Here is a 17,255-nt window from a genome sequence, read left to right as displayed (position 1 = left end):
TGCAAATCGCGTTTCAGGTGAGGTGTGCGAGCGAGTCGTTGCTGAACCCGAGGAACGGCTCGCCAAGCCGTACGCGCCGCGCCCAGTTCGGATCATGTAGAAGCGAGCGTCCCACGCCAACAAGATCGAACTCGCCGCGTGAGAAACGATCGAGCAGGGCAGTGAGGTCGGGCTGCGCCGCTGTCGCGGCCCCGGCCATTGAATCGTAGTAGCCCTTGTTAATGCCGATCCCACCAACGGTCATCGAAAGCTTGCCGGTTACCTTCTTCACCCAACCGGCGAGATTCATCTCTGAGCCCGCGAATTCCGCCCGGTTGAAATAGCGGGTGCTCGCCTCGAAGATGTCGACGCCAGCATCCGCGAGCGGCGCGAGAATGTGCTCGAGTTCGTGCGGGTCGTTGGCGAGACGCGCGCGGAAATCCTGCTGCTTCCACTGGGAGAAGCGGAACGTGATCGGCATCGTCGCGCCAATCGCTTCGCGGATTGCGCGGACAACTTCGGCGGCAAAGCGGCTGCGGGCCGTGAGATCCTTGCCCCATCGATCCGTGCGTTGATTGGTTTCCGCCCACAAAAAAGCGTCGATCAGATAGCCGTGAGCTCCGTGAATCGCGATGCCGTCGAAGCCGGCGGCCGTCGCATAGCGCGCGCTTCGACCATAGGCTGCAATCACGTCCGCGATCTCGGCATCGGTCATCGGGCGCGTTGGCGGCATGACGCGCTCCATGTAACCTGCGTTGAGCGATGTCGTTCGTCCTTCCGGTCCCCACAGTCCCGATGGGCGCAGTGGCGAAGCGGCTGGGAAGGGGCCCGTATTCGCCTCTTTCATGGGTCCCATATGCCACAACTGAGGAAAGATGATTCCGCCGCTAGCGTGAACTTCGTCCGTCACGCGTCGCCACGCGGCAACTGATTCCTCTCCGGCGAGCATGGGAATCGAATTTTCCCCGAGTCCGGCTTCGCCGAGCGCCGCCGGGTGATCGACGCCGACGCCTTCTGTGATGATCAGGCCTGTCTCGCCCTGCGCACGCCGCTTGTAGTAGGCGGCGACGTCACTACCGGGCAATCCGTTCGGCGAAAAGCCGCGAGTCATGGGTGACATGACGATACGGTTGGCAAGCGTGACCCCGCGCACGGTGAGGGGTGAAAAGAGCGAAGCGGTATCCATGGGCATTCACATATTTGACTTGTGTGCGGATAATGATACGCTATGTTCTATCGATGAAAAAGCAATATTGGCGCCGTCTCGCAGGCGGCGTTGAACAGGAGGATTGCATTGGAGCAAGCAGACTCATTGGCGGTAGACGCGCTCGAAGAGAGCGGCGCAAAGCTCATCCCGGAAAGCTTTGCATTGATGCCGGAGTTCGGTCCCTTCCATCGGATGTTCGGACCTACCTACTTTCGCAAGAGCGAACGCGGACACGTCGTCGGCATGTACGTTCGCGAAGCGCATCGCAACCTTGGCCAGATGATGCACGGGGGCGCTGTTTGCATGCTGGCAGACACCGCCATCACGTGGGCGAGCAAGTATTCGCGTCAACCAGCCGTCAGGGTGTTGACGACGGGCTTGACGGTCAATTTCATGGGGAACGCGGAGCCGGGCGACTGGGTGGAAGCACACGTCGACGTTCTACGTTCGGGAAAGCGGGTGATTTTCTCCGACTGCCGGATCTGGGCGAATGCGAAATGCATCGCCCAGGCGTCGGGGCAATTCCAGGTGATGGGTGAAATTGACAGCTAGTGCGTCGGCGAGACCTGGATGGCCGCACGAACGTTACGGCATTGACCGGGCTCGAACCTTATCCAGTGCCGCACGGTACCTCCACGCGGTCAACAGAAGGCGATGAATCCGCTCAGCCCGGCGTTTCCGTTCGGAACGAGTGGTCTGAACCGCGAGGTGCACTTCGGGCGCGCCTGTGACCAGTGTGAGAAGATCGCGCGCCGCGTTCGAGGGATCGTCGATGGCGATTACGCCGCTGAGCGCGGCGGCTTCCAGAACGCCGGTTAGCGGCTCCAGCATCGTCACCACGAACTGCAGAAACTGCTTTGCGACATCGGGAAAGCGAATCGCCTCGCCAATGACCATGCGTGAAGTGTGCATGCTGTCCGGTATTGCCATGTGTTCGACGAGAGCATCGATAAGGGATGCCATGTTCGTCGAAAAATCGCGGCCCGGTTCCAGGTGCTCCGAGATCTTGCCCCGCAGATCGGCCATCCCGCGCCAGACGATGGAGCGAAAAAGCTCTTCCTTCGTGCCGAACTGGCGATACACGGTTGTTTTGCTGACGCCAGCCAGCGATGCGATTTCCTCGACCCTGGCGGCGCCGAAACCTTCTCTGATGAACACGGATTTGGCGGCGTCGAGCAGCCGCTCGCGCAACTGAACTGCATCGTCGTGGGTGGGCCGGCCAGCCGTTCGAGGTTTGTCCGCCGCAGCGAGCCGCGAGGCTCCGTTGGGAGCCTGAACTGACATAGGTTTGTACATCGGGGAGTGTTGGATGTCGGAATCAGGACATCAGTATACTCATGAGCCCAGGGGGGCGCCAGTAATGGCGCCCCTGGGGCTCGGACCGAGCGCAGCAGGGCTCAAACGTTGATCATGCCACGTACATACGACTCCATCGTGCCTGCGCACGAGAGCTTGTCTTCGCCTTCCTCGAGATCGGCATAGCGGCCGACTTGACGGACCAGCGGCCCCTGCAGGCCGTCGGTGTTCCCCGCCGGTGAAAAGTCGACCACGACCTTGTCGCCAGTGATGAAACCACCCCAGTATCCTTCGGCCAGCAGATCGAAAAACGCGAAGCGCCCCTCAACGACGCCCAGTCCATCCGCAGGATTCAGCAGTTGCACTCCCGCCTTGTCGAGGACGAACGGGACGATCCACGGGCAGATTGCATAGCCCTGCGCAACTTCCGACCAGGGGCCGGTCCCGATCATCTCGGACATGCCATAACTGTTCTGGACGTTCTCGGCACGAATACCGTAGAAGCGGATGATTTGCTCCCGATAGTCGGCGGGTGCCGAGGTGCCCTTCAAGCCGCCACCGGTGGTGATTACCGTATCCGGATGGCAGATGCCATCGGCGCTGCCGCGCTGACGGGCGCGCTCGACGAGCGTCCAGTGCAACGACCAGTTGCCCTGGACGAGCACCGGAACTTCGCGCTGCGCGGTTAGCTTGTCGAGAAACCGGTCGATCATCTTGCCGGTATGACGCTGGCGCGCCACCGCCTGCTCCTGAAACGCCGCGACCTCGCTCGGTTTCGCGGAGCCGTCGGCGATTGCGCGGCGCATGCGGCCCATCGAAATCGTTGCGGATGCGAGCACCGGTTCGTCGAACATCAGCGTGGTTTCCGCGCCGAGCCGTTGCGCTGCGTTCAGTACCGGTTCGATATGGCGATGCGCGCCGGCAGGCGGCATCATGAGGAAAGCCGGGCGCTTGCCGAAATCTCTTCGGATCATTGCGTTGCCGTAGACGCCCAGCTTCACGCACGACTCGGTGACATTGTCGAGATCGGCTTGCGTCTGACTGATGAAGCTGCACTTGCCGGATGTGCCGCTCGAACTGAAAACATGGTGTCCCGCTGTGCGCAGACGGTCCATCCATGCGTCGACGTTGTCCAAGCCGTCCAGATCGACTTCGGCTACCCGTTTGCTCGATAGCGTTTGCAGCCATGCCGAAAGATGCTTCCAGCGGCCGTTGTCGATGAATGACTCGGGGTAGCTCTTGTAGATCTGATGCGCGAACAGCAGGGGCACCATATCTTCATGGCGGGTCACCTCGTTGACGCCGACATCTTCCGCTCTGCGACGCAGTAGCCTGATCTGTTCGCGGCGCTCGGCGAAGCGCTCTTTCATGGCAGCGAGCTGAAGCTCGCGAAGGTTCTCGGGGTGCTTGCGAAACGGGTCGCTTTCACCGCGCAGCATTGCATAGAACGGGTCCAAAGCGGACATGTCGTCTCCAGGGCTTGAGTTGCCAGGCGTCAGTGGTCGAAGTCGGTGGAACTCGACACGTCGAGCCAGGCTTCGAGGTTGTGTTGCACGGACGAAAGTTTCTTCCGAACGAGGTCGACGGCGTCCGGACCTAGCGGTAGCCGCAGCGGTGGGACGTCTGCGGAAACCGCGCGCACGATGGCGTCGGCAGCCTTGGCCGGATCGCCCGTTTGCGTGCCGTGGTAGCTGCTCATGTAACGACGCATCTTGCCCACGGTCTCCGTATAGACGGGTGATTCGACCTCGCTCCACTTCAGCGATCCGCCCGCGAAATTGGTGCGGAAGCCGCCCGGCTCGACCACGGTCACACGAATCCCGAACGGGCTCAGCTCACGAGCGAGCGATTCCGAAAGCCCTTCGATCGCATGCTTCGAAGCGCAATAGAAACTGCAGCCCGCAATGCCGATCACGCCGGCGACCGACGAGAAGTTCACGATATGACCGCGGCCGCGCTCGCGAAAATGAGGCAGTACGGCGCGTATCACGTTGACCGTTCCAAACACGTTGGTATCGAACAGCTGACGTGCTTCCGCGTCGGAGACCTCTTCAAATGCGCCGAACAGACCGTAGCCCGCATTGTTGACGAGTACGTCGATCGGTCCCGCGCGCTCGATGGCCTGCGCGACGGCGCGAGGCGCCGCTGCTGCGTCGGTCACGTCAAGCAGCACACCGTGCGCGCGTCCGGGTGCGAGATTTTCGAACGGCGTGATCTGTGCGTCATTCCGAACGGTCCCGACCACTTTGTCGCCACGGGCGAGGACCGCCTGCGCAAGCGAACGGCCGAAGCCGGACGAAACGCCGGTAATGAACCACACGGCTGGGCTTGCATGTGTTTCAGTCATTGTCGATTGGCCTTCAGATGAGTAGCAAACATCGATTTAGTTGGCGGTCCGGGCCTCGGTCATGTCGGCGATCTCTCCGCGGACGTAGGCGTCGATCGTTCCCGCGCAGGACAGCTTGTCGTCGCCGCCGGGCAAATCCTTGTAGCGCACCACGTCGCGAATGATGGGCGTGCGTACGCCGTCGATGCCGTGACCGAACTCCACGGTGACCTTGTCGCCGCTGATCACGCCGCCCCAGCGCCCATCCGCGAGCAGGTCGATCATAGCGAGCCGTCCCTCGACGATGCCTTTCCCGTCCGCAGGATTGAGCAGTTGTTCGCCGGTCGAGTCGAGCACCAGCGGGACGAGCCAGGGCGGGACCGTCCACGCCTTCGCTTCGTGAAACCACGGGCAAAAGCCCGATACTTCGCCCATGCCGTAGCCGTCGTTGAAGTTGGTCGCGTTGAAGTTGAAGAAGCGCTCGCACTGTTGCTGGAAATCTTCTGGCAGGTTCGCACCTTTCTTGCCGCCGCCGATACTAATGATCGTGTCGGGGTGAAAGTCGGCGTCGGGAATGCCACGCTGGCGCGCCGTGGCGACGATCTGATAAAGCATGCCCATCATGCCCATGATGAACATGGGCTCGTGACGCCGTTCGAGCAGTTGGTCGATGAACTGCCGGAAATCGGCTTGTACGCGTTCGCTGCGTTCTCGACTTTCGTTCTGGAAGGCTTCGATTTCACTCGGGAGCACGGTGCCGTCCGCGATGGCCCGCCGCATGCGCGCCATGCGCGTGGTGTGCGCGGCGCTTTGCGGCACATTCGACATGTAATGAAGGTCGCCCGGCGTCGCAATCGATTCGGCGAATTTCGCCATGCGCTCGGTTCCGGTGTAAGAGCCGGAGGAGGGCGTCAGAAGGAACACGGGATAGCGACGCGACGGATCGCGCATGCCGCTCGCCGCCCAGCGAATGCCTTGGGAGAGAAGGCGCCAGCCGAGTTCGCGGTCGGCTTCGCTCTGGTAAATGAAGGACTGCTTGCCCGAGGTCCCGCTCGAACTCATCACATAGTGGCCGTTTCGACGCAGGGCATGGATCCAGTCGTCGAGATCGGCGATCGTGCCGTAGTCGAGTCCGTCGATCTTGCGGGTTGTGAGCGTTTGAAGCCACGCCGTGAGGTGGCGCCATTTTCCCTGCTCGATGAACGAATCGGGATAGCTCTTGTAGACGGAGTCGGCAAAAAGCAATGGCACGGCGTCGCTCATGCTCTTCACTTCCGTCACTCCGGCCTCGCTGGCTCGCTTGTCGAGAATGCGAATCTGCTGCCGGCGCTGCGCGAAGCGCTCGCGCACGGCTTGCAGTTGCGCGGCATGGAGGCTTTCCGGCGCGTTGCGGAAGGGGTCTTGAAGATCCGTGAGTTGAAGCAGCGTGGCAAGGGCTTGCATTATTGCGTCTCCTCCGGATTCGGGCCCGATTCCTCCGAGACCCATTTCATGAATCGATGGATCGGGAACATGCCGTCGTGCGGATAGCCGCCAACCCCATCTGAAATAGACTCGCCCAGCGCCACGATGCGTTGCACGCCAGCGCACGCGAGCGCGTCGCGCACCTCTGTGACCCGGTGCGGCGGATAGATGCCGACCGTTTGCGTGGCGACGGTCGCATAGCGCGCACCGTCGCGCAGGCTTGCCACGGGAACGACGTTGACGGTCTTGCAGATGGGATGAAAATCGACCATTTCTTCCGAGCGAATGACGAGCCCCTTGCCGTCGTATCCGCCGAACACCCGGTAGAGCGGCTCCATCTCCCGCAGCACATCAACCGCTTCGCGAATGTCGCTGGGCACCAGCGGGCCCTGGCCGTCGCCATAGCGAAAGTCCTGGCCGAGTGCCAGCGCCAGTTGCTCGGCATAGCGGTCGGCGTCGTCTTCGTCGCCTTCGATGAATTGATACCGGCTCGCATTGCACGCGTCCTGGTTGAACGACAGCACATCGGCCGCGCCGGCACGCGCGACGTCGCGCAGCACCTCGTCGGAGGCAAAGGCTTCACGGCCGACCAGCGAGATGGATACCTTCGGATCGAACGCGACCAGCTCGAGCCCGGGGCCAGCGTAGCGCATCACGTGCCGAACCGCGCTGTCGCCGCCCCATACGACAATCTTGTCGAAGTACTGCGGACGATAAAGAATCGACTCGACATTTTCGTCTCCACCGCGCCAATACGCAGCCGAAAACGACTGGGTGACCGGATGATCCGGGTCGATGTCGGCCATCGTGCGCAGAATTGCAGTGGCCGTGAAAAGATCGTTCGAAGGCAGCTTGAGCAGGTGGACGCCTTTCGTCAGCGCCGCGCGCATGACCGTCATGGCTGCCACCATCGGCGAATTGCCTGCGAGCACATGTACGAGGCGCGGAGGAAACGCGCGCAGACGACTCGGGCGCCCGCGCAGCGTGCGTGCCACCCAACCGTCGACGAGGCGCGCGTCGCCAAGACTTACGCGCAACTCGTCCTCGATCACCTCGCGTGCGAAAAGGTTGGGAATGTCGCGATAACAGTTTTCAAGAATCCGTCGCCCGAGCGGACTCACTTTGATCATTGACTCGAGCGCGGCCTGCATCAGCGGATTGACGTCCAGATGCAAACGCGGCCCCAGCTCGACAAGAAAGTCGATAACCTTCGCAATCGGCATATCGAAGGCGGGGCCTGACTCAGCTCGCGGCCACACGAGGTCGTCAAGGTCGATCCTGGGCGTGCAGAAACCTTGGCCAAGATCACGCGACACGTGCCTGATGGCGCTTCCGGTGACAGTGCGACCGCGGTATACGTGAGGAACCGGCAGCGGCACGAGGCTGGGCTCCTGCGCCGGGTTCCCGCGTTGCCTTTCCGTTGTTTCGGGGTGCTCCATAAAAGCTCCTTTCAAATATCGATACGCGTTGACCTGGGGCGCAGACGCTGGTCCATTCCGAGCTTGCTATCGCTAGTCAGCTCAGATTGACGATCATCCGATCGGGTAAATGTTTGACGGTTCGGACTTCTTCGACCGTGAAGCCGCGAAGCTGCCGATTGCTTGCATCGACGATGTGCGGCGGGGTTCCGCGAAACAACTGGCGGCCGTTCGCAGTCAGTGTGAGCTCGACACAGCGTCGGTCGGAAGTGCTGCGAATTCGTTCGATCAATCCTCTTTTTTCAAGCGAATCGAGCTTGCGGGTCATGATGCTGCTGTCAGCGAGTAGCATCCGGCACAAGGCGGTAGGTGTGCGAGCACGTCCGTCGTACAGTGCTTTCAGGATTCCCCACTGTATTGCTGAAAGCTCGCTCGCAGCGAGCTTTGCGTCGATTTCCTGCCAAAAAAGTAGCTGCATTTGCAAGCAACTATATGCACGGCATTCAAAATATGCAACGATAGGCGAGGTGTGGTTTTCCCCATGTTGCGACGGGGAGCAGGTATGCGCGACGATGCGCATGCGTCTTTTTGTTTGCAATCTTCGGGAGGAACCTTGTCGGAATCTGGTGTGGTAAGTGACATGGCGTTGCCTGTCGCTGTTGAGGAAGTGACCGCAAAGTGGCTAAGCTCCGCGATCGCGTTCCGCTTTCCCGGCGCCGAAGTAACTTCGTGCCGGCACGTGGAGGTATTGCCGGGTACGTCGACCAAGGTACGCGTCGTACTCGAGTACAACGAGGCGGGACGGGCAATGGCGCTGCCGGCGCGCATGATCGTCAAGGGCGGTTTCGAGGATCACAGTCCTTCGATGAGAGACATGTACCGCAACGAAATGCGGTTTTATCGCGACGTTCTACCGTTCATCAACATGAACGCGCCTAGATGCTTTTTTGCAGGCACGGATCCTGACGCCTGGCAATCGGTCGTAGTGATGGAAGACCTGAGCGAGCGTAACGTTCAGATTTGCCGTGCCCAGCAATCGCAGGGCTACGAACAAGTCGCCCTACGGTTGAGTGCGATGGCGCGCTATCACGCGCAAACATGGAACAGCCGGGAGTTCGACAAGGGCGGTCGGCTCGAATGGGTGGGAGAGCGCTTTTCGGACTGGTCGCTGGAATACCAGAACCGATACCTCGAACCGGACGTCTGGGCCCACTACATATCGCTGCCGAGAGGAGCGGCAGTAAGCCGGTATCTGCACGATCGGGACTGGATGATGGCATCTCTCGCGCGCATTGCGCGCGAACATAAGAGCAAACCGGTATGCCTTATTCACGGCGATACGCATCTGGGAAATCTGTACGTCGAAGCTGACGGGACGCCAGGTTTTTTCGATGCCCAGGTCAGTCGGGCACCTTGGAGCCTCGAGGTTGCCTATCACATAGGGTGCGCACTCGATATCGAGGACCGTCGCTCATGGGAGCGGTCGCTGCTCGAACACTATCTTTCGCAGCTGGCGATTGGCGGGGTCGAGGCGCCCGATTTCGACGAAGCGTGGAACGACTATCGACGCGATCTCGCGTATGGATACTTCATCTTTGCGATTAACGAAACCCGCTTCCAGACCGAAGCAGTGAACACCGCGTATGCGGCACGCTTTGGCGCGGCATTGTTGGATCACGGCACGGTGCGCGAATCGACATGATCCAGGCCAATAATGCAACCATATGTTGCATTATTGGCTTCGCGAGACTAAGCTCGACCATCGGCAGCCTGCTGGCGAGTTATGGCTTGAACGTGAACGTGCAGCTGCTCGCGCGAACGTTCAAGATGACAATCGACTTTCATCGACCGATTACAGCATGCCTGTTCCGAAAATCTTTCATCAACGTTTGAGCGGCAAGATCGCGATCGTGACCGGCGCAGGATCGCTCGGTCGGGGTTTTGGCACGGGCAAGGCCATTGCCTGTCTTTTTGCGACGGAGGGCGCGTCCGTCTGTCTCGTCGATCAGCAGTACGAGCGGGCGGCGGAAACGCTCGCGCTGATCACGGAAGCGGGCGGCAGAGCGTTCGTATCGACCGGCGATATCACGGACGGCGCTGTCTGTGCGCGCATTGTCGAAGAGACCGTTCAGCGGTATGGAGGTCTGGACATTCTCATCAACAACGTCGGTATCTCAGGCGCGCCGGGGCGATTGCAGGACGTCGACGAAGCGTCCTGGGACCGTGTGATCGACGTCAATCTGAAAAGTGCGTTCTTGATGAGCCGAAGTGCGGTGCCGAAGATCGTGGCGCGCGGGGGCGGGGCCATCGTCAACATCGGTTCGGTCGCAGGCATCCGCAGCCACGGGTCGGCCGCGTATGGCTCGTCAAAGGCGGGAATGGTCGGCTTTACGCGTGAACTCGCGGTGATGTACGGCCGCGATCAGGTTCGTGCCAACGCGATTGCTCCGGGGCATATTTTTACGCCAATGGTGGAAAGCATGCTTGACGATAAGGCTCGCGAACGTCGCCGCAAGATCGCGCCCCTCCCATTGGAGGGAGATGCATGGGACGTCGCGGCCGCCGCGCTGTTTCTCGCCAGCGACGAATCGCGATTCATTACCGGTACGTGCTTACCCGTGGACGGTGGCGTGACGCAGATTGCGGCGCTTGCGGCGTACGATCTGGTCCAGCAATAGCCACCGTATCGGGCGGGGTACGTCGGGCAGCAAAGCGTCACTTTCCGCTGTGCTTTCCTGGCCAAATTTTCTGGTAACTTAGCGGGGCCGATTTTGACCCGCGTTACAGGAAACGGCACCTGTCTGGCACTGGCATGGCCGTCGAATTGCGGTTCATGCCAATCGCCCCTTTGCTCGGCCCTGGATAAATATCGCGCTCGATCCGAACGATCTGTCGATGTTCGTCCAGGTCGTCCGCGCCTTGGTTCATCTGCTTTCCGGCAAACGCGCGTCATTGCGGCCTGAGGTGCAGATCGTTGCTCACGGATTGCACCCCCGGCACGCCGCGCGTCACGGCAAGCGCTTTCTGAATCTGTGCCTCCGAATCCACGTATCCTGACAACTGCACGACGCCTCGATACGTCGCGACGCTCATCGGCAAGGATCTCAGTTCCGGGTTCGCGACGAGCGCCTGCTTCACCCGGGCGGCGAGCGCAGCGTCGTCAGCGGCGATCTTCCCCGGCGCTGTCAAGGGCGGCGTCACCGTGGACTTACAGCCGCTGGTGAACACGAACGCTGGCAATGCGAACGCCGCGACGATCAGCAATCGGCTTTTGATGTATGGCGCGTTTCGCATGTCGGCTATGAAATCCTGATTCGATAAGCGCTAAATGGTGGGCTGAAAAGCGCGCCGAGTGGCGAAGGGATACGGCGCATCTCGGCTTACAGGCTACCTGTATTGGCAGGGCAACCCTTCGCGTCGATTTGGCGAGGCGAATCAGGCGTAGCAATTGCGCAGGTACGAGAGAACGAGTATCTGACTGTCGCCATCGCAGTTTCCCACGAACTGCATACGTTAGCCGAAGACGGTATCTGAAGAAGTTTTCCCATGTCTGAGCCTGTCAATCCTCCCAATACCCGGGCGAGCGGGTTTCAAGGTGTCACGCGGAGGGTCGCACTGTCATCGGTCCGCTGGTCAAAGCGCCGCACGGGGGCAACGAAGACCGTTGAAGCGCCCCACCAGAAGTCTGATGTCCCGGCATAAAGCCTATCTGCATGCCCATTTTCTAAAGAGATCGCGGAATCTGCCGATAAAGAGGTCATCGTACAACACCGGGTTGAAAAGCGGCATGAGAAACGTATCGGTTCGAAATAGTCTCCTGACTGTCTTCCTGATCTTTGCGGCGATGATTTTGCTGGGCGGCGTAATTGGTGTCGCCACGCTCAGCCGCGCGAACGCCAGTCTCAACCGCATCCATCAGATTGCGACGCAGGAAATTCTCGTCAACGACGCATACAAGGACTCCACACGCACTCGAGCCGCGTTGACACGAGCCTACTCAGCTCTAAAGGAGCGCAACGACGAGACGACGCGAGACTCGGCATTGAAGAGCGCCGAAACGACGATGAACCGGGCGGCTGCGGAAACCGAGTCGTTTCGAAGCGCTGCCGTTTTTCGTGGCCAGGACGACGGGTTGAAGCAGCAGTTGATCGAATCGTCAGTCAACCTCGCCGCGATTCTGAAGAAAGCCTCCGATGCTCTGCGTGCCGGCGATACGAACGCCTACGCCGCTATCAACGATCACGACATTACGTCAACCGGTATGGCGTATTCGGTGAATGTCGAGAAATTCCAGAGCATGGCTAACAGGTTGTCGAACGATGCCATCGCGCAGGTCGATCGCGAATATACGTGGGTCGTCAGCCTGGTCATTTTCGGAGTGAGCGCGGCGTTGGTCCTGATCGTCGCTGCGCATTTCGCGCTGCGGCGCATCGTGACGACTCCGCTGAACGACGCTGCCAATCTGCTCGATCGAATCGCGGCGAATGATCTGACAGCGCGCATCCCCGAGGCGAGCGGCAACGAGATCGGTCAGCTATTCGCGGCGATGCAGCGGATGCAGCGTGGTTTGGCTCGGACAGTGGCGAACGTGCGCAACAATTGCGAGGCCATTTACGGCGGCGCGCGCGAGATTGCCGCGGGCAATGTGGATCTGTCGAGCCGCACAGAGCAGCAATCAGCGGCACTGGAAGAAACCGCGGCCAGCATGGAGCAATTGACGTCCACCGTCAAACAGAACGCGGATAACGCGCAGCAGGCAAGTGCACAGGCTTCGAGCGCAGCCGATGTCGCCGAGCAGGGCGGCGAAGTGGTCGAGCGCGCCATCGAGACAATGAATTCAATCAGCCAGAGTTCGCGTAGGATCGCCGAGATCACCGGGATGATCGACAGCATCGCATTTCAGACCAATATCCTTGCGCTGAATGCGGCGGTCGAATCGGCACGGGCCGGTGAGCAGGGACGCGGCTTCGCCGTGGTCGCAAGCGAAGTTCGCAGTCTAGCTCTGCGCAGCGCGGACGCCGCCCGAGAGATCAAGACCTTGATCGGCGCCTCGGTCGAGGACGTGGCTAACGGCAATAGCCTGGTCGCGCAGGCGGGTCAGTCGATGAGGCAGATTGTTAGCGCCGTGCGCGGCGTGGCCACCATCATGAATGAAATCAAGGCAGCAACGATCGAGCAGAGCACGGGCATCGAACAGGTCGGCCAGGCGGTTACGCAGATGGACCAGGTGACTCAACAGAATGCGGCACTCGTCGAAGAAGCCGCCGCTGCCGCGAGCGCGCTCGAACAGCAGGCGCAGTCAATGACGGATGCAGTCTCGGCATTCCGCCTCGCCGCGCAATAGAAGCTCCGATTGACCGACGCAAAGCGCTGGTCGATTCAGACAATCTAAATCATTTCTAACTGGGGTATGAATATGAACGTTAAAGGCGTGCTGGGCGCCACCGCAATTCTGATTGCCGGTGCTTCCCTCTCCTGCATGTCACAGGCCGCGACGTATGCATATGTATCGAATGCAGATAGTCAGGATATCTCGGTTTTCAGTCTCGACAAGTCGAACGGCTCGCTTGCGTCCGTGGAGACTGTGTCTGTCGGTGCAACGGTGATGCCGATGGCGTTTTCGCCGGATCACCTTCGGCTCTACGCAGGACTGCGTTCGAAGCCTTATCGCGTGGTGAGCTTTGCGGTCAATCCGCTCGATGGCCGGCTGATCGAACTCGGCAGGGCGCCGCTTGCGGATAGCATGGCGTATATCTCGACGGACGCAAACGGCCGTTACCTCTTTTCCGCGTCATATGGCGGCAACCTTCTGGCGGTGAACCAGATCGGCGCGGATGGTGTGGTCGGCAACGTACAGCAGACCGTCAAGACCGGCCCGATGGCTCATGCGATCCGCAACGCTCCGGACAACCGTTTCGTATTCGCGTCGGTTCTCGGCGCGGATGCCTGGCTCCGTCTCAAGTTCGACGCCTCGAATGGGCAGTTGACCGAGGACACCGCGCCCGCCTATTCGTTGCCGCCGAAATCGGGACCACGTCACTTCGTATTCTCGCCGGATCATCGCTTCACGTACCTGATCGATGAACTCGACGGCAAGCTGCACGTACTTGCCTTCGATAGCACCCGCGACACCGTCAGGCCGGTCGAAACGGTCTCGATCCTGCCGCCCGATTTCTCCGGCGACAAGCCATGGGGGGCCGATCTCCACCTGACCCCGGACGGGCGATTCCTGTTTGCATCGGAGCGCACATCGAGCACGCTCGCGGCGTACAAGGTGAACGCTGCCTCTGGCAAGCTGACGCGTATCGGTACGTACCAGACGGAAAAGCAACCGCGTGGATTCAATATCGATCCGTCCGGCAAGTACTTGCTGGCTGTCGGGCAATTATCGACGAGCCTTAGCGTTTACAACATCGATCGCAAGACTGGCAAGCTGAGTGCGATCGGACAGTATCCGGTCGGCAAGGGCGCGAACTGGGTTGAACTCGTGGAGTTTGATGGCACGAACGCCGATTGAGGTTTGATTCCCGGATCGTCGTGCGGTGAGCATGGCGTTCCTGCTTCGGCTTTCACTGGGCGCCACGATTTGCTTTTTGTCCGCGGTGATGCGTCCAGTCTTCCGAGAGGTGGGCGCTGCCTTGGAAAGCACCCGGCGCCCCGTTGCAGAACGTCAGGCTTTCGTGGCAGCGAACGGCCGCTATAGAGAAGGTCGACCCTCCACTTACGGCCACTCTGAACCACTCGAACCAGATTTGCCACGGTCTCATTGCGGGCCGACAGGATGTCAATCCGAGCGGTCCGGAATGGCTTGCCAGGACCATGACTGTGCCGCATGGTTCCGGGCGACGGAAGGGCATGCCCGCGATGAGGATCATTAGCCGCGCTCACGCACCACATCGCTGCGGTTCCACCATCCGCCGCCGACAGCCTGAAAGAGTGCGACGGTATCGGAATACCGGGTGGCCTGAGTCTGGACGAGACTGATGCGCGCCTGCTGGTACGTCCGCTGCGCGTCGAGCAGCGCAAGATAGCTGATCGCGCCAACGTGGAACTCGCGCTGGGACACAGCGAGGCTGTCCGCCGCCGCCCGCTCGGCTGCTGCCTCGGCCACCACTGCGTCCGCATCTGATTGCAGCGCTCGCAACGCATCAGCCACGTTCTGAAACGCCGAGATGACGGTGTTGCGATACTGCGCCGCTGCTGCATCGAAAGCGTCAATTGCGGCGCGGCGCCGGTGCAGCAACGTTCCACCTTCGAAGAGGGGCTGCGTGAGTCCCGCTCCCAGGTTCCAGATCGCGCTTCCCGGCGAAAACAGCGCATCGTTGGTCTCGCTGCCATAGGCGGCGCTGAGCGTGAGTTGCGGCAACATATTGGCGGTGGCGACGCCGATCTCTGCACTTGCGGCGTGCAGTTGCGCTTTCGACGCGCGAATGTCCGGACGCTGCTCGACGAGTGTCGACGGCAGGCTGACCGGCAACGTGTCGGGCAACTGTAGCGACGCGAGATCAAACGTCTCGACCAGCTCGTCACTCGGGAAGCGGCCAAGATAGGCCGTGAGCTGATTGCGGGTCAGCGCCAGTTGCTTTTGCAGCGGCGGCAACTGCGCGCGTGTTTGCGCCAGCGTGGCCGCCTGCGCGAGTACCGCCGCATTGGCGACGGCGCCGATCGCGAATTGCCGTTTCAATCCCGCGAGTTGCTGCGTCTCGATGTCGACGATCTCCTCTGTGGCTGCAATCTGCGCCCGCAACGAAGCCTCCTGTACGGCGGCCGTGGCGACGTTCGACGTCAAGCTCAGATAGCTCGCCTCGAGTTCGAAGCGTTCGTACTCGGCTTGCGCGGCGAGCGATTCGATCTGCCGGCGCGTACCGCCCCAGATATCGAGCAGGTAGGTGACGCTCACCGAGGCGTTGTTGAGCCTGAAGACCGGCACCGCGGTCGAGATCCCGAACGGCGAGCCCGAAATCTTCTCGCGAGCAGTCGAGATGTCCGCACTCACCGTCGGGAACAGCGCCCCTTGTGCTGCGTAAAGCGCTTCGTTGGCCTCGCGAAGGGTGGCCTGCGCCGCCTGCAGGCTCGGGTTGGCCTCAAGCGCACGTTCTACGAGTGCGTTTAGCGCAGCCGAGTGGAATAGCGTCCACCATTGCCCCGGAATGTCGAGAGCTTGCACGAAGCGCTGCGCCTCGCCGCCGTGGACGTCCGACGCGACGGTTCGCTCCGGCAGCGGCTCCCGCGTATAGCCGCTGACCTGCGGCGGCCCGGGTGGCGCGAAGTCAGGTCCGACTTCGCAGCCGCCAAGCAGCGTCGCCGCCGAAAGCGCCGCGCAGGCGGCGCTGCGGCAACATGCTGCCCGGGGGTGACGCGCAAAGCCGGGGTTCGATGTCATTGCTGCGCGCTCCTCATGTTACGGGCCGTTTAGGAAGGCTTCGCCGCAACCGGTTTCACGGCCATACCGGGGCTGAGCTTGAGGAGATTGCCGACCACGACCGAATCGTCCCGAACGACGCCCTTCCTGACCACGACAAGTGGCCCGTAGTCCGAGCCGAGGGTCACGTAGCGCTGCTCGACCCGCTTGTCCGCGCCGACGACGTAGACGTATTTGCCAAGCTGGTTGGAGCCGACGGCCACTTGTGGCACCAGCAGCGTGTTGGGTGCGTCCGCGACGTGCAGGCGCACGCGGATGAATTGCCCCGGCAGCAACGTGTGATCCGGGTTCTCGACGGTCGCGCGCGCGGTGATGGTGCCGCTGCTGCGCCCCACGTTGTTGTCGAGAAACGTGAGCCTGCCACGGTACTGCGGGCTCGCGCCCTGACCGACGATGACCTCGGCCGCGATGGTCCCCTTTGCCTGATCCTGCTGGATAGTGGCGAGATCGGTGTCCGGCGGATTGAAGGTGGCATAGATCGGGTCGAGCTGCACGAGGGTGTTGAGCTGGGTCCCCGTGCTGCTGACGAGCGCACCTTCATGCACCTGACTCAGGCTGAGACGCCCGGAGAACGGCGCGCGGATCTTCGTAAAGTCGAGATTGAGCAGCGCCGTCTCGATGAGCGCACGATCCGCCGCGAGCGCGGCCAGGTCCTGATGCTCGGTGCTCGCGGACTGCTGCAGCGTATCGATCGACACGTCGCCCGTCTCGCTCATCAGCGTATTGCGGCGATGGCTGGCGATGGCATAGTCGAGCGCAGCCGCATCCTTTGCCGCCTGCGCCCTCGCCTGATCGAGCGCCGCCTGATAGCTGCGCGGATCGATCTCATACAGGAGTGTGCCCTTGCTCACGTCCGAGCCATCGGACACCCCCTGCTTCGCCAGGTAGCCGGTCACCTGCGCCTGAAGCGTGACGGTGCGGATCGCGTCCGTGGTGCCGACATATTCGAGGTAAACCGGCACGGTCTGCTCGACCACCTGGGTTACGGGCACCTCGGTGGGGGCGGCTGGGTCCGGCGCGGGCGGGCTGCCGGTAGCCTGTCGCGCTCCCCCACCCGTGAACGACAGGACGCAGACGACTACGGCGATCGCCAGGCCCGGGGCTACAACGCGAAGTTTGCCGACTCTCATTGCGCCGTTGCTC

General features: G+C 61.3%; 16 protein-coding genes. 5 read left to right on the top strand and 11 right to left on the bottom strand.

Features of this window, described 5'->3' with window-relative positions; genetic code table 11:
• Positions 1 to 13 precede the first annotated feature (13 nt).
• A complete protein-coding gene (locus OKW27_RS19010) occupies positions 14 to 1,165 on the bottom strand; it encodes an NADH:flavin oxidoreductase (RefSeq protein ID WP_429334417.1) in 1,152 nt (383 codons plus the stop codon).
• A gap of 108 nt (positions 1,166 to 1,273) precedes the next feature.
• Here OKW27_RS19010 and OKW27_RS19005 point away from each other — a divergent pair, with 108 nt between their 5' ends.
• On the top strand, positions 1,274 to 1,738 hold the full coding sequence (locus OKW27_RS19005) for a PaaI family thioesterase (RefSeq protein ID WP_429334416.1): 465 nt from the start codon (positions 1,274 to 1,276) through the stop codon (positions 1,736 to 1,738).
• A gap of 33 nt (positions 1,739 to 1,771) precedes the next feature.
• On the opposite strand, the gene OKW27_RS19000 is transcribed toward OKW27_RS19005, so the two are convergent.
• The 6 genes from OKW27_RS19000 to OKW27_RS18975 form a co-directional block, all read right to left on the bottom strand.
• On the bottom strand, positions 1,772 to 2,470 hold the full coding sequence (locus tag OKW27_RS19000) for a TetR/AcrR family transcriptional regulator (protein ID WP_260321262.1): 699 nt from the start codon (positions 2,468 to 2,470) through the stop codon (positions 1,772 to 1,774).
• A 113-nt stretch (positions 2,471 to 2,583) separates the two neighbouring features.
• On the bottom strand, positions 2,584 to 3,948 hold the full coding sequence (locus OKW27_RS18995; protein ID WP_429334415.1) for a hypothetical protein: 1,365 nt from the start codon (positions 3,946 to 3,948) through the stop codon (positions 2,584 to 2,586).
• A gap of 29 nt (positions 3,949 to 3,977) precedes the next feature.
• Positions 3,978 to 4,829 carry an oxidoreductase gene (locus tag OKW27_RS18990; protein WP_429334414.1) on the bottom strand — a complete coding sequence of 284 codons (852 nt, stop codon included), beginning with the start codon at positions 4,827 to 4,829 and terminating at the stop codon, positions 3,978 to 3,980.
• Between the two features lie 36 nt (positions 4,830 to 4,865).
• On the bottom strand, positions 4,866 to 6,251 hold the full coding sequence (locus tag OKW27_RS18985) for a hypothetical protein (protein ID WP_429334413.1): 1,386 nt from the start codon (positions 6,249 to 6,251) through the stop codon (positions 4,866 to 4,868).
• A complete protein-coding gene (locus tag OKW27_RS18980) occupies positions 6,251 to 7,495 on the bottom strand; it encodes an acyl-CoA reductase (RefSeq protein WP_429334412.1) in 1,245 nt (414 codons plus the stop codon). Before OKW27_RS18980 ends, OKW27_RS18985 begins: the two co-directional genes overlap by 1 nt.
• A 292-nt stretch (positions 7,496 to 7,787) precedes the next feature.
• Positions 7,788 to 8,270: a MarR family winged helix-turn-helix transcriptional regulator gene (locus OKW27_RS18975; RefSeq protein WP_429334411.1), complete on the bottom strand. Its 483-nt coding sequence runs from the start codon at positions 8,268 to 8,270 to the stop codon at positions 7,788 to 7,790.
• On the opposite strand from OKW27_RS18975, the gene OKW27_RS18970 reads away from it, so the two are divergent.
• Positions 8,253 to 9,392 carry a phosphotransferase gene (locus OKW27_RS18970; RefSeq protein ID WP_429334410.1) on the top strand — a complete coding sequence of 380 codons (1,140 nt, stop codon included), beginning with the start codon at positions 8,253 to 8,255 and terminating at the stop codon, positions 9,390 to 9,392. The genes OKW27_RS18975 and OKW27_RS18970 overlap by 18 nt on opposite strands.
• Positions 9,393 to 9,549: 157 nt before the next feature.
• Entirely contained in the window at positions 9,550 to 10,368 is an 819-nt protein-coding gene (locus OKW27_RS18965) for an SDR family NAD(P)-dependent oxidoreductase (RefSeq protein ID WP_429334409.1), read from the top strand.
• 103 nt (positions 10,369 to 10,471) lie between these two features.
• Here the strand turns inward: OKW27_RS18965 and OKW27_RS18960 are convergent, their stop codons facing one another.
• Together OKW27_RS18960 and OKW27_RS18955 are read right to left on the bottom strand one after the other, a co-directional pair.
• A complete protein-coding gene (locus OKW27_RS18960; protein ID WP_167368751.1) occupies positions 10,472 to 10,618 on the bottom strand; it encodes a hypothetical protein in 147 nt (48 codons plus the stop codon).
• A gap of 21 nt (positions 10,619 to 10,639) precedes the next feature.
• The gene (locus OKW27_RS18955; protein ID WP_090808886.1) at positions 10,640 to 10,984 is read right to left on the bottom strand and encodes a BON domain-containing protein; all 345 of its coding nucleotides are present in this window, start codon (positions 10,982 to 10,984) and stop codon (positions 10,640 to 10,642) included.
• Positions 10,985 to 11,477: 493 nt separating this feature from the next.
• Here OKW27_RS18955 and OKW27_RS18950 point away from each other — a divergent pair, with 493 nt between their 5' ends.
• Both OKW27_RS18950 and OKW27_RS18945 read left to right on the top strand, forming a co-directional pair.
• On the top strand, positions 11,478 to 13,034 hold the full coding sequence (locus OKW27_RS18950; protein WP_429334631.1) for a methyl-accepting chemotaxis protein: 1,557 nt from the start codon (positions 11,478 to 11,480) through the stop codon (positions 13,032 to 13,034).
• Between the two features lie 66 nt (positions 13,035 to 13,100).
• Positions 13,101 to 14,207 (top strand): lactonase family protein, encoded by a 1,107-nt coding sequence (locus OKW27_RS18945; RefSeq protein WP_429334408.1) that lies wholly within the window; start codon positions 13,101 to 13,103, stop codon positions 14,205 to 14,207.
• 357 nt (positions 14,208 to 14,564) lie between these two features.
• On the opposite strand, the gene OKW27_RS18940 is transcribed toward OKW27_RS18945, so the two are convergent.
• The gene (locus tag OKW27_RS18940) at positions 14,565 to 16,073 is read right to left on the bottom strand and encodes an efflux transporter outer membrane subunit (protein WP_090808890.1); all 1,509 of its coding nucleotides are present in this window, start codon (positions 16,071 to 16,073) and stop codon (positions 14,565 to 14,567) included.
• 29 nt (positions 16,074 to 16,102) lie between these two features.
• Complete coding sequence (locus OKW27_RS18935; protein ID WP_429334407.1) at positions 16,103 to 17,242, bottom strand: efflux RND transporter periplasmic adaptor subunit; 1,140 nt, start codon at positions 17,240 to 17,242, stop codon at positions 16,103 to 16,105.
• Positions 17,243 to 17,255 lie beyond the last annotated feature (13 nt).

It is taken from the genome of Paraburkholderia sp. 35.1 (assembly GCF_050436525.1).
Classification (GTDB): Bacteria; Pseudomonadota; Gammaproteobacteria; order Burkholderiales; family Burkholderiaceae; genus Paraburkholderia; species Paraburkholderia tuberum.
The sequence above is the reverse complement of the archived record's forward strand: the minus strand, read 5'-3'. Positions and strand labels throughout refer to the sequence as shown.

Coding starts and splice junctions, on each gene's coding strand:
- OKW27_RS18990 (WP_429334414.1), bottom strand. CDS start 4,829: ATGACTGAAACACATGCAAGCCCAGCCGTGTGGTTCATTACCGGCGTT.
- OKW27_RS18975 (WP_429334411.1), bottom strand. CDS start 8,270: ATGCGCATCGTCGCGCATACCTGCTCCCCGTCGCAACATGGGGAAAAC.
- OKW27_RS18955 (WP_090808886.1), bottom strand. CDS start 10,984: ATGCGAAACGCGCCATACATCAAAAGCCGATTGCTGATCGTCGCGGCG.
- OKW27_RS19010 (WP_429334417.1), bottom strand. CDS start 1,165: ATGGATACCGCTTCGCTCTTTTCACCCCTCACCGTGCGCGGGGTCACG.
- OKW27_RS18970 (WP_429334410.1), top strand. CDS start 8,253: ATGCGCGACGATGCGCATGCGTCTTTTTGTTTGCAATCTTCGGGAGGA.
- OKW27_RS18985 (WP_429334413.1), bottom strand. CDS start 6,251: ATGCAAGCCCTTGCCACGCTGCTTCAACTCACGGATCTTCAAGACCCC.
- OKW27_RS18935 (WP_429334407.1), bottom strand. CDS start 17,242: ATGAGAGTCGGCAAACTTCGCGTTGTAGCCCCGGGCCTGGCGATCGCC.
- OKW27_RS18960 (WP_167368751.1), bottom strand. CDS start 10,618: ATGAACCAAGGCGCGGACGACCTGGACGAACATCGACAGATCGTTCGG.
- OKW27_RS18995 (WP_429334415.1), bottom strand. CDS start 3,948: ATGTCCGCTTTGGACCCGTTCTATGCAATGCTGCGCGGTGAAAGCGAC.
- OKW27_RS18940 (WP_090808890.1), bottom strand. CDS start 16,073: ATGACATCGAACCCCGGCTTTGCGCGTCACCCCCGGGCAGCATGTTGC.
- OKW27_RS19000 (WP_260321262.1), bottom strand. CDS start 2,470: ATGTCAGTTCAGGCTCCCAACGGAGCCTCGCGGCTCGCTGCGGCGGAC.
- OKW27_RS18965 (WP_429334409.1), top strand. CDS start 9,550: ATGCCTGTTCCGAAAATCTTTCATCAACGTTTGAGCGGCAAGATCGCG.
- OKW27_RS18950 (WP_429334631.1), top strand. CDS start 11,478: ATGAGAAACGTATCGGTTCGAAATAGTCTCCTGACTGTCTTCCTGATC.
- OKW27_RS18980 (WP_429334412.1), bottom strand. CDS start 7,495: ATGCCGATTGCGAAGGTTATCGACTTTCTTGTCGAGCTGGGGCCGCGT.
- OKW27_RS18945 (WP_429334408.1), top strand. CDS start 13,101: ATGAATATGAACGTTAAAGGCGTGCTGGGCGCCACCGCAATTCTGATT.